This window comes from Candidatus Litorirhabdus singularis (assembly GCF_026262625.1).
GTDB classification, from domain to species: Bacteria; Pseudomonadota; Gammaproteobacteria; order Pseudomonadales; family Halieaceae; genus Litorirhabdus; species Litorirhabdus singularis.
The window spans coordinates 123,157-135,191 of record NZ_SHNN01000004.1 but is presented as its reverse complement, the minus strand read 5'-3'; the positions used below and the strand labels follow the sequence as shown (position 1 = coordinate 135,191).

The 12,035-nt window shown below is 54.3% G+C and carries 9 protein-coding genes; 6 read left to right on the top strand and 3 right to left on the bottom strand.

Annotated features, from left to right (window positions below; all coding sequences use genetic code 11):
- The first annotated feature begins 15 nt into the window (after positions 1-15).
- Positions 16-1,095: a tRNA epoxyqueuosine(34) reductase QueG gene (gene queG / locus EYC98_RS17855; protein WP_279246755.1), complete on the top strand. Its 1,080-nt coding sequence runs from the start codon at positions 16-18 to the stop codon at positions 1,093-1,095.
- On the opposite strand, the gene orn is transcribed toward queG, so the two are convergent.
- Positions 1,073-1,627 (bottom strand): oligoribonuclease, encoded by a 555-nt coding sequence (gene orn, locus EYC98_RS17850; RefSeq protein ID WP_279246754.1) that lies wholly within the window; start codon positions 1,625-1,627, stop codon positions 1,073-1,075. The genes queG and orn overlap by 23 nt on opposite strands.
- A 65-nt stretch (positions 1,628-1,692) precedes the next feature.
- On the opposite strand from orn, the gene rsgA reads away from it, so the two are divergent.
- The gene (gene rsgA / locus EYC98_RS17845) at positions 1,693-2,721 is read left to right on the top strand and encodes a small ribosomal subunit biogenesis GTPase RsgA (RefSeq protein ID WP_279246753.1); all 1,029 of its coding nucleotides are present in this window, start codon (positions 1,693-1,695) and stop codon (positions 2,719-2,721) included.
- A 3-nt stretch (positions 2,722-2,724) separates the two neighbouring features.
- Here the strand turns inward: rsgA and EYC98_RS17840 are convergent, their stop codons facing one another.
- Entirely contained in the window at positions 2,725-3,759 is a 1,035-nt protein-coding gene (locus tag EYC98_RS17840; protein ID WP_279246752.1) for a hypothetical protein, read from the bottom strand.
- Positions 3,760-3,871: 112 nt separating this feature from the next.
- Between EYC98_RS17840 and EYC98_RS17835 the strand changes: the two genes are divergently transcribed.
- The 3 genes from EYC98_RS17835 to EYC98_RS17825 are packed head-to-tail and all read left to right on the top strand — an operon-like array spanning position 3,872 to position 7,699.
- Positions 3,872-4,690 (top strand): sulfurtransferase, encoded by an 819-nt coding sequence (locus EYC98_RS17835; RefSeq protein ID WP_279246751.1) that lies wholly within the window; start codon positions 3,872-3,874, stop codon positions 4,688-4,690.
- A 2-nt stretch (positions 4,691-4,692) separates the two neighbouring features.
- Positions 4,693-5,547, top strand: a complete 855-nt coding sequence (asd, locus tag EYC98_RS17830; RefSeq protein ID WP_279246750.1) for an archaetidylserine decarboxylase — start codon at positions 4,693-4,695, stop codon at positions 5,545-5,547.
- 40 nt (positions 5,548-5,587) lie between these two features.
- On the top strand, positions 5,588-7,699 hold the full coding sequence (locus EYC98_RS17825) for an EAL domain-containing protein (protein WP_279246749.1): 2,112 nt from the start codon (positions 5,588-5,590) through the stop codon (positions 7,697-7,699).
- 4 nt (positions 7,700-7,703) lie between these two features.
- Here EYC98_RS17825 and EYC98_RS17820 read toward each other — a convergent pair whose 3' ends face one another.
- Positions 7,704-10,115, bottom strand: coding sequence for a Tex family protein (locus tag EYC98_RS17820; RefSeq protein ID WP_279246964.1), 2,412 nt, complete (start codon positions 10,113-10,115; stop codon positions 7,704-7,706).
- Between the two features lie 402 nt (positions 10,116-10,517).
- Here EYC98_RS17820 and EYC98_RS17815 point away from each other — a divergent pair, with 402 nt between their 5' ends.
- Entirely contained in the window at positions 10,518-11,966 is a 1,449-nt protein-coding gene (locus EYC98_RS17815) for a tyrosine-type recombinase/integrase (RefSeq protein WP_279246748.1), read from the top strand.
- Positions 11,967-12,035 lie beyond the last annotated feature (69 nt).

Here is a 12,035-nt window from a genome sequence, read left to right as displayed (position 1 = left end):
GGTAAAATTATACCGATGTCAGACTCACAACAATACATAGAACTTGCGGCCGACATCAGAATCTGGGCCTCAGAGCTGGGGTTTGCCCAGGTAGGCGTCAGCAGCATCGACCTCGGCGAGCACCCGCGCTACCTTGAGCGCTGGCTGGACGCGGGCTATCACGGCGAGATGGAGTACATGGCCAAGCACGGTCCGCGCCGCTCCCACCCGGATCAACTGATTCCAGGCACTCTGCGCGTCTTGTCACTGCGAATGGACTATCTGGAATCCGATACGCAACCCTTGCAAGTACTCGCCAGCAGCGAGAAAGGCTATGTTTCGCGTTACGCCCTGGGCCGCGACTATCATAAACTGATTCGCAAACGACTGGCGCAACTGGCGCGCCGCATTGAAGAGCGGGTCGGTGGTCAGTACCGGGCCTTTGTGGATAGTGCTCCAGTACTGGAACGCGCCATCGCTGAACAGGCTGGCTTAGGCTGGATTGCCAAGAACACCATGCTGATCAACCCCAGCGCAGGGTCCTGGTTTTTCCTCGGTGAAATTTACACGGATTTGCCGTTGTCTACCGAAGTAGCCCCAATCAACAATCACTGCGGCAGCTGCACCGCCTGCCTGGAGGTCTGTCCCACACAGGCTTTTGTCGGTCCTTATGTGCTTGATGCCAGACGCTGCATTTCGTACCTGACGATTGAGCATGCCGGCAGCATCGACCCCGAACTGCGCCCGCTGATGGGCAACCGCATTTTCGGCTGCGACGATTGCCAGTTGTTTTGTCCGTGGACCAAGTTCGCACAGGATACCGAGGAACACGACTTTAAACCGCGACACCAACTCGCTGACAGCGACTTGGTGGAGCTGTTTTTGTGGACCGAGGAGCTTTGGCTGCAGCGCACAGAAGGCTCCGCGCTGCGCCGCATTGGCCACAATCGCTGGCTGCGCAACATTGCCATTGCCCTGGGCAATGCCGATACCAGCGACAGTATTATTAGCGCTCTGAAGAGCCGCGCCGAGCACCCGCAAGCGCTAGTGCGCGAACACGTGACCTGGGCGTTGCAACAGCATCAGGAGCGCGCTACGCAGGCGCTGTCGTGTTGATAAAGTGTTGCCGATAATACTGCAACTCAGTGATCGACTCGCGAATATCATCCAGCGCCAGGTGAGCGCCGGTCTTCACCAGGCCCTCCATCAACTCTGGGCGCCAGCGTTGAGCCAGAATCTTAAGGGTACTGACATCCAGATTGCGATAGTGGAAATAAGCTTCCAGTTCTGGCATGTGTCGCGCCATAAAACGTCGGTCCTGACAAATTGAATTACCACACATGGGCGAGGCGCCCGCGGGCACATACTCGGCCAGAAACTCCATGGTGAGCACGCCGGCACTGACTTCATCATCGCCACTGGCACGCACCCGATCAACCAGCCCGGAACGTGTATGATGGGTTGTGTTCCACTCATCCATACCGGCCAGCACCGCATCGCTCTGGTGAATGGCGATCACCGGGCCTTCGGCGAGTGTATTCAGCTCACTGTCGGTGATAATAGTGGCAATCTCAATAACACGGTCCTGATCAGGCTCCAGGCCCGTCATTTCCATGTCAACCCAGATAAGATTTTGCTCGCTCTGCATGGTGCCTCCGGCATCAAATTTCGCGCAAGTGTAGCAAAATGATCAGTGAGAGCTAATAATTAACCATGTCAAAACGCAAACTTACTCGACAACAGAGCTGGCGCATCCAGAAAATTCAGGATGAACGTCGTGAGCGGGCCGCCAAACGGGAGGCCCATATCGATCAGGACATGGATAGCAATAGCCTGGGGCCAGAGCAGGAAGGCCTGGTCATTGCCCACTTTGGATCGCAAGTTGAGGTAGAGTCTGCGGCCGGCAATCAACGCTGCCACCTCCGCGCCAATATCGACAGCCTGGTGACCGGGGACCGGGTTATCTGGTGTGCGGGCGATCCGGTCGGCGTTGTCGTCGCACGGCAACCGCGCAATGCTGAACTGCTGCGCCCTGACCCCTATGGCGACCTCAAACCCGTGGCGGCTAACATCGACCGCATTTTCATTGTTATCGCGCCACTACCCGAACCCCATGCCTTACTCATCGATCGGTATCTGGTCGCTGCCGAGGCTGTCGGGGTCAAAGCGGTGATTGTGCTTAACAAAAGTGACATGCTCAACCCAGACAATCGTCCTGACATCGACGAACTACTGGCGCCATACCCTGCACTGGGCTACCCCGTGCTACGAGTATCAAGCGAGACCGGAGACGCAATGGAAAGCCTGAGCGCGGAGCTCGACCAGCATCTCAGCATATTCATCGGCCAATCCGGCGTCGGTAAATCTTCTCTGGTGAATACGCTGCTGCCCGAGGCGGCCATCAAGATTGGTGCGCTATCAACCAGTCGCAATGAGGGCACGCACACGACTACCACCGCCAGGCTATTCCATCTACCCAATGGTGGCAGCCTGATAGATTCTCCGGGTATTCGAGAATTTGGCCTCTGGCACATGGACCGCTGGCAGGTTGAAGACGGTTTTCCAGAGTTGCGCGCTTATCTGGGCCAGTGTCGTTTTCGCGATTGCCACCATGAACAGGAACCTGGCTGCGCGCTGCTCGAAGCCGCTGCACGGGAGCCGCTGTTACAGCGACGTCTGGACAGCTTTCGACAAATTATCGCCACGCTGCAGGCCAGCACTCCGGGCGGGGCGGAGAGCTAGGCGCTATTTCAGCTTGAGCGGATCGCGTTCGGCAGCGGCACGCTTCTCACGCTCGTTCTCAAAGTGTATTTCGAAGCGCACGTTGATACTCCAAACCCCAACACGGTTGTCAAAGTCAGGCTCCTTGCGCCACATATAAGCGGGCTCAATTTCGTAGAACAAATAGCGGCGATAGATACTGGAGCGATAGTTCATTCTTAGCCCGTAGTTCTCGACCAGATTTACGGGGTCGGTAATGCCGTCGGCATTGAGCGTGAAGGTAACCGCAGTATCCTCCTCCAGACGCCGTCGCCACTGGACATAGGAGCGCCATTCAAGACCGCGGCTATCGTCGGAATAGTCGACTCGTGATCGCCAAGCCAATAAATTGTCTTCATCTAGCGGGCGATACAGATCGAACCTGCTACGACTGAAGGCACCTGTATCTCCGGTTTCATAACCCAAGTCCTGAGTAAAGCGACCAAACAGGTTCTCGCTAAAAGTAGGCGCGTAACGAAACCGCCCTCCGGCACGCAAATCGAGACTAGCGTTCACGTTACCAATAAGGTCAAAACGTACATCACGCTTCTCGCCAACGTTGTACTGCAGCCCAAGCCTGCTTTCCTCGTCATCGTTGAGGTTACCTACGTCCTCAAACTCCTCGCCCTCATCGCCTTCCAGCACCAGCGCCAGGCGTCGACTAAGTTTTGGCAACTGGACTTTCCCCCGCACCTTAACTTTGATATCACCCTCTTCAAGCTCATCATATTGGTAACCCAGGCGCAGCCTGAGACTTGAATGCGCTGCTTCAAAATCGGCGTAAGGCTCACCGTAAAAGTCGTCCATCCACTGCACCAGACGATCGGCAGAATCGGCGACATAATCTACGCTTGTGTCCACCCAGGCTTCTTTATCCGCTTCAGCCGCTTCAGCCGCTTCCCTAGCTGCCTGTGGAGCTGCCGAAGCGGTATTAGCCGGGGGGGCGTCCGTGTCGACGCCGCTGCTGACCGTCTCCGCAGCAGTTGCTGATACAGCAAACGCCGCTAACAGCAAAATCATACATAGCCGCCGCCAGCCCGCAAAAAAACTACTCGTAATCATTTTCCCCTACAATTCCTAATTTTTTGCCTACAGGATACACTACCCGCCCACCAGCTCGAGCCTCCACATTATGCCACAATCCGCACTACCACTGTTGCTTGAAGTCGAGCAACTGGCCAGCCTCATACCGAACGATCGGCTCTTGTTAATAGACGTGAGTGGTCCGGACAATTATCTCAACGGCCACCTACCGGGAGCGCTCAATTTGCATCCGGGCTACCTGCAATGCGGCGTTGCGCCGGCACCTGGAAAAATGCCCGACGCAACCCAGCTGGCCGAGGTGTTTTCCAACTTAGGCTTAACGCCGGAGCACCACGTAATCGCCTATGACGATGAAGGTGGCGGCTGGGCTGGACGTCTGCTATGGACACTCGAAGCCATTGGGCATACCAGTTACAGCTATCTGAATGGCGGCATACACGCTTGGCGCGATGCCGGCCTCGAAACTGAGACCACGGCGCAGCAAGCTAACCCCAGAGAATTCACAGTCACTATCAACAGGGCACCGATTGCAGAAATTGAAGATATCCTGCCACGCCTGGGCAGCCCCGAATTTGCTATTTGGGATGCCCGTTCTGCCGCCGAATACAACGGCGAGCGCACCGGTTCCATGCGCGCCGGCCATATTCCAGGCGCTATCAACATCGACTGGCTTGAGCTGATTGACCGCAGCAATGCAACCCGACTGGTAAATCTTGAGCAGCTCCAGGCCCGCCTGAATGAGCTAGGACTGAGCGCTGACAAGGACATCGTCACCCATTGCCAGAGCCATCACCGCTCCAGCCTGACCTGGCTGGTCATGCGCATTCTCGGTTATCCGTCGGTCAAGGGTTATCACGGCTCCTGGGGTGAATGGGGCAACCGCGAAGATACCCCGGTGGAGTCTTGAGTATGGACAAGCTATTTATTCTGCTGCAGTACCTGCTGCCACAGCAATTACTGTCGCGGCTAACCGGATGGCTGGCAGAATCGCGGATCCCGTGGCTGAAGAATTTGCTAATCACCCGCTTTGCCGCCCATTTTAACGTTGATATGAGCGAAGCGATCGAGCCTGACCTGCGCCATTTCGAGAACTTTAACGCATTTTTCACTCGCGCCCTGAAGCCCGACGCACGCCCGCTGGCGCCGGCGGCCGATGCCCTGCTAAGCCCCGCCGACGGTGCTATTAGTCAGCTTGGCGATATTACCGGCGGACGCCTCTTTCAGGCCAAGGGTCATACTTACAGTGTAGCTGACCTGCTGGCCGGCGATCAGCTCAGAGCAGCTGATTTCATTGGCGGCAGCTTTGTCACCGTCTATCTATCGCCACGAGATTACCATCGGGTGCACATGCCCATTGATGGAACACTGACCGCCCAGACCTATGTTCCCGGGGAGTTATTTTCAGTAAATCAGACCACCGCCGCCAACGTTCCGCGGCTGTTTGCCCGCAACGAACGCCTGATCTGTTACTTCGACACAGCGGTGGGACCCGTCGCCGTAGTACTCGTCGGGGCAATGATAGTGGCAGGCATTGAAACCGTCTGGGGTGGACAGGTGGCACCTCCACGCGGGCCGCAGACGCTTCGTTTCGACAACCAGAGCACGCCCATAACGCTGGCCAGAGGGGCAGAGATGGGCCGTTTTCAGCTCGGCTCCACGGTGATTCTATTGCTTCCCGAAACCGCGGCCGATTGGCAGCCTGAACTGCAGGCGGCTAGTGCCGTGCGCCAGGGTCAGAGCCTCGCCACGCTCAACCTGCCCTGAGATCATAGACAAGCCCGTGCCGTTGCCTTAACGTACTGTGATGCCTGAATCTAACCACAGCCCTATTCCCATCCTGGTTCTTACCGACTCGGTGGAGCAACTTGCCGGTATGCGCGCGGCGCTGGCCGATAAACTCACGCATTTTCAGCCAAGCTATGCAAAATCGTTGGAAGCAGCGCACGCCAAATTGCGCGAAATCCAACCGCATCTCGTGCTGTGCTCTGAACGTTTCGCAGGCAGCGAGCTGGTTTATGTACTAGACGATCTGGGCTTGCGCGCTTCGCAAGTCCTGGTGGTACTCGCCAGCCGCCAACAAAACGATGTCGACCCTCACATTGCTCGCAGTTGCCTGGATATCCTCACCTCCAAAGAAATCAAAGGCCAGTATCTGGTTGAAGCGCTGACACGACTGCTACGCACTTCAGCACGCGCCGCCGAAGCAATCCAACAACGCGACGCGGTAGCAGCCGCAGCCACCCGGCTACGCGAAGTGTATGAGGAAACGCCTTCCATTTTTATCAGTGTCAATATGGCCGGGCAAATTTCATCTATCAACCGATGGGGGGCAGAGCAACTAGGCTACCAGCCAGAAGAACTGATCAACCGCCCACTCCGCGAATTGGTCATTGAAGCCGATCGCGGCATCGCCGATAACTGCATGGCCCAAGCGCGTGAAAATATTGGAGACCCTGTCCAGAACGAGTTACGACTGCGCTGCAGCGATGAATCTCCGCGGTGGGTCAGACAAACTCTGCGTGCTGTCGGCAATCCCAGCGACACTCTGGAACTGCTATTCGCCTGCGAGGATATCACCGAAACCCGCAAGTTAAGCGAACAGCTAAGCTATCAAGCCAGCCACGATTCACTAACCAGCTTATTGAATCGCCGCGAATTTGATAATCGCCTGAAGCGGGTCATGGAATCTTCTCGCGAGGAAGATTCTGAGCATGCCCTATGCTACCTGGACCTGGATCAGTTCAAACAAATCAACGATAGCTGCGGCCATACCGCCGGCGATGAATTATTGCGCCAACTCGGAGAGTTGCTCAAACGCAACGTGCGCAAGCGCGACACCCTGGCACGCTTGGGTGGAGACGAATTCGGCATCTTGATGGAACATTGTACTTTGCATCAGGCACGTAAGGTCGCCGAGAATCTGCGCGACAAGATCGAACACTTTCGGTTTGCATGGGATAACCGTGTTTTTAACATCGGTGTCAGCATTGGACTGGTACCCATTGCAGCCAGCACCGGAGCCAGCTCTATAGAGATTTTGAAACAGGCAGACTCCGCCTGTTATGCCGCCAAGAATGGCGGGCGCAATCGCATACATATCTATCTGGAGGCTGATACAGAGCTGGCACGCCGCCACAGTGAAATGCAATTGATAGAGCAGATAACCGATGCGCTGGATAACAATCGCATGGAACTCTATGCCCAGTCGATTGTGCCGCTGGGCAATGATGCAAACACTGATGAAGACACCTTAGGCGAACACTTTGAAGTGCTGGTGCGAATGCGTGATGATCGTGGTCAGGCGGTAGCAACCGACGCATTTCTGGGTGCAGCAGAGCGCTTCGGCAATTCACCACGTTTGGACCGCTGGATTATTCAGAGCGTATTCAACCGGCTGGAGGAGTACCCAGAGCGTCTGGCCACGCTGAAAACCTGTGCCATCAACCTGTCCGGCTTGTCACTAAGCAATACCGACTTTCACGACTTTCTGTTGGAACTGCTTCTGTCCAGCTCAATACCATCTGAAAAAATATGTTTTGAAATCACTGAAACGGCTGCTATAAGCAACCTCACCGATGCCGGAGAATTTATTACCAGTGTGCGCAAACTAGGCTGTAAGTTTGCACTGGACGATTTCGGCAGTGGTCTGTCTTCCTTCGCCTATCTGAAAACTCTGCCAGTAGATTATCTGAAAATCGACGGTTTTTTCGTGCGCGATATCGCCGAAGACCCTATTAGTTGCGCGATGGTTCGATCGATCAATGACATCGGCAAATTGATGGGTATGCAAACGGTCGCTGAATTTGTTGAGAACGACGCCATTATGGAAAAACTTCGTGAAATTGGCGTCGATTATGCTCAGGGTTACGGCATCTCAAGACCGCAGCCACTGGAGAATTTTCTAACTCATGGGTAATCTGCTAGTCCGTCTTTGAGCGAGCCCGCGCAAATGCCTCAGCAAAGGCACCGCTAGCAGCCGCCTCAGGCTGCCGACCGGCTTTTTTAGCAGAGCCTGCTCCGCCCTTCCCCTGGCCGCCCGATCGCGGGCCGTCCGATCGCGGGCCGTCCGATCGCGGGCCGCCCGACTTACCCGCCTCGGAGCGCGATCTGCCGCTACGCCGATTGTCGGGGCCCTGCTTTACGCCTTCTTCAGCGTTCTCTGCCACATCATCCAGCCGCATACTCAACCCAATTCGCTGACGCGGCTCATCGATACTCATCACCTTGACCTTAACGATATCTCCAGCCTTGACGATGCTATGCGGATCTTTGACAAAACGGTTAGCCAATGCCGATATATGCACCAGACCGTCCTGATGTACGCCCACATCAACGAAGGCACCAAAACTCGTCACATTGGTGACACAACCTTCCAACACCATGTTGTCACGCAGATCACTGATTTTATTGACGCCTTCCTGAAAATGGGCCGTGGCAAACTGCGGCCGCGGATCGCGTCCCGGCTTCTCCAGTTCAGCCAGAATATCCACTATCGTCGGCAACCCAATGTCGTCACTGACAAAGTCCGAAGCGGACAACGAACCAATAAACTCAGTCGCACCGATCAGCGCAGCCACATCACGTTGGTGGCGACCGGCAATTGTTTCAACCAAGGCATAGGATTCAGGATGCACCGCAGAGCCATCGAGAGGGTTGTCGCCATCGGTTATTTTCAGAAACCCGGCCGCCTGCTCAAAGGTACGTGGGCCCAGACCCCTCACTTCCAGCAGCTCGGAGCGATTGCGGTAGGCCCCTCGCTCATCACGCAAGTTGACCACGTTGTCGGCAATTGATGGCGTCAAACCCGCAACCCTCACCAACAGCGGGGCTGAGGCTGTGTTCAGATCAACCCCTACCGCATTAACGCAATCTTCAACGACCGCATCCAACTGCCGTGCCAATTGCAGCTGGCTGACATCATGTTGATACTGCCCCACTCCGATAGAACGCGGGTCAATTTTGACCAACTCCGCCAGCGGGTCCTGCAGGCGGCGCGCGATTGATACTGCGCCGCGGATGGTCACATCAAGATCAGGGAATTCGCGGGCCGCAAATTCGGATGCTGAATAAATAGATGCTCCCGCTTCGTTAACCATGACTTTCTCGACGGCCACGCCAGTCATAGTCTTTAGCACCTGGCTGACAAATTGATCGGTTTCGCGCCCCGCTGTGCCGTTACCAATGGCAATCAGCTCAACCCCATGCCGCTCAATAAGTTGTCGCAATAATGCTTCCGCTTCGTGCGCACGTTGCTGCGAGCCATGGGGAAAGATCGTGTTGTGATCGATCACCTTGCCAGTCGCATCGACTAGTGCCAGCTTGCAGCCGGTACGCAACCCGGGGTCAAGCCCGAGGGTCACTTTGGGGCCCGCCGGCGCTGCCAGCAACAAATCTTTGAGGTTAGTAGCAAACACCGCAATGGCCTCAGCCTCAGCCCGCGTGCGTAGTTGACCCAACAGGTCAGTCTGAATATGCGTCAACAATTTGATGCGCCAGGTCCAGCGGACAACCTCGGACAGCCATTTATCGGCCGCACGCTCGGCCGTATTAATATGCCAGTGATTGGCAATAACGGCCTCGCAGGGGTGACTGGCTGTAATATCCTCGTCCGGTTGTAGTTGCAGGGATAGATTGAGGCAACCTTCATTACGCCCTCTGAACATAGCCAGCGCCCGATGCGAAGGCACCGTACCCAGCGCTTCATGATGTTCGAAGTAGTCGCGAAATTTGGCGCCCTCCTCCTCCTTGCCAGACACCACCACAGACACCAGCAGGCTTTCTTCGCGCAAAAACTTACGCACCTTTTCGATCAGATCTGCGTCTTCGGCAAAACGCTCCATTAGAATCTGGCGTGCTCCGTCCAATGCGGCCTTGGTATCTGCCACGCCTTTATCGGCGTCTACAAACCCTGCGGCGATAAGCTCTGGATGTTGCGCTGGGTCTGCTAGCAGCGTGTCCGCCAGCGGCTCCAGACCCGCCTCTCGGGCAAGCTGTGCTTTGGTTACCCGCCGCGGCTTGTAGGGCAAGTAAAGATCTTCCAACCGACTGCGGGTTTCCGCGTTCTCTAATTGCTGAAGTAATCCAGGGGCTAGTTTGTCCTGTTCCTGAATACTGGCGATAACAACTTTGCGTCGATCTTCCAGCTCACGCAGATACAGTAGCCTCTCAGCCAGCAGTCTTAGCTGGTTATCGTCCAGCGAGCCGGTAACTTCCTTGCGATAGCGCGCGATAAAAGGCACGGTCGCGCCTTCGTCCAGCAGATTTACGGTGGCAGTAACCTGCGCCGGGCGCACCTCGAGCTCAGCGGCAAGGCGGTCGGTAATAGAAGGCAGCATCGGCAGAAATTCCCCGCAAAAAAAGCCGTGAAGTATGCGTCAGCGCTACTACTAATGCGAGCCATAATGAGCTTCAGGTGACACTTTTCGACGGACTGCAGGCAAGGCACCAGTCAACGGCTGTAGTCACAACTGGCGCGCAGATATTTTGCCAGGCGCGGCGCCTAAACCCACCCCGCACTGAACTACAAATTTTCCTCCGCAAACGCCGCCAGGCGGCTGCGCTCTATACCGTTTACATGCATGATCCCTGCATGTGGGTAGTGTTTTGTTTTCTCAACCAGATAGGTCAGCCCCGACGTCAGCGGACTTACCCCATTCTTATTATGTTACTACAACCCCATCTTTAAATACGTGCTATATTTCGTTACCCATACGACCATAGACGCATGAGTAGTCATGACGCGCATAATAAAAACGCAAATCAATCTTGGGGCATTGCCGTACTTTGAAACCAACACCGATGGCAAGCTAGTAGAGGGAGATATCGGTGAGCACACAGTACGCGTACTCCGTTATCACCGGGATAGAATCCTCCCCGACTTCCCATTACTGTCGTGCCCACATCGTCTCAGAGAATGCATGGAGTTCAACCTTTTCCTAATTGATCGTAGGCTCGGCAACTTCTCGCTCAAAAAATCCAAGCATACTGAGACGGAAAAGCGAGTCTGGAGCGAAGGACACTTAGCATCCAAAAAAGCCCCGGAGCTGAAGACCGAGAGTCTAATACCAATTGCAAAAGACTTACGGAAGTATCTCGACTGGATGATCGAACAGGACATATCCTATGAGGAAATAATTGCGATCCCGGAAAACTATGACCCTAATAGTCTCGACGAAGCTGAAGCCCTACTGCCAGTATGGCGTTTTCAACAATTTTTAGTAAAGCAGGTGGAAAGCCAGAAGTTGGCATTCAATCGCTGCCAAAGAATATTAAGCAATGTAAGAGCGTTCTATCTTTGGTCATACAAAAGGTCAACAGTTAAGTTCCTTCCCTTTTCTATCCATCTCAAATCAATTTCCGTCAAACGAAAGGACGACGCAGAAGCAACTTTTTCGATGCCTGGCTCTAAACCCGTGAATATGCGAGCAATCGAGTCTTATGTGAGCAACCTGTCAATTCCTAAAACAGCTAAAAGAAAAAGCCGTCACCCACGCGAAGGTTTGAGTGCGTATACAGCGGAAGAACTCAGATTACTGATGAACACCAAAATCTATGCTCACCGAACCTATGGACTATTCATAAGGTGTGCCCTTTTTGCTGGACTACGCGTATTTGAAGTTGTCCAGATCGACTACAAAGACATTATTGATCCAGCCGAGAATCGTTTCAGCTTCTCACTGAATTTAGTTCGCAAATTTGACAAATCGACGAACCTGAGAATTTCACCAACCTTGATGCAGATGCTCTGGGGATATACTCAAGATGATATCTATACGAGACGCCGCCTAAAGCATGAAACCAGATATGGTATGAATAACCCCGATCATCCGCTTCCACTATTCATTAATCGCGATGGCGAACGAATGTCAGAGTCAACTGTTACAAATACTATCCAGAAATGTCGCCTAGAACTAAAGGAGCGTGGACTACCAAGACTAGACAGAGACTTCCACGATCTTCGAGCCACGTTCGCTACTTACTGGGCCATCGCCCTTCTAAAAAAGGGTTACACGCCAAACGAAATAAAAGCCAAGCTCATACTGCTTCTCTCCCATGAAACATTTAAAACCACGCAGCTCTATCTCGACTTCGCACTCGAAGGAAAAGCTGGAAAACATGGCGCAATGGAGCCATGGGTAGTAGATATCTATCAAGAAGTGATGGATCGAGTAAATGCGTCGTGATCCCTCCTCGTAGCCTAACCCTCGTACGAGAGTTTGAGTCCTACTCGGAACAGTTCGCACAAGATGTGA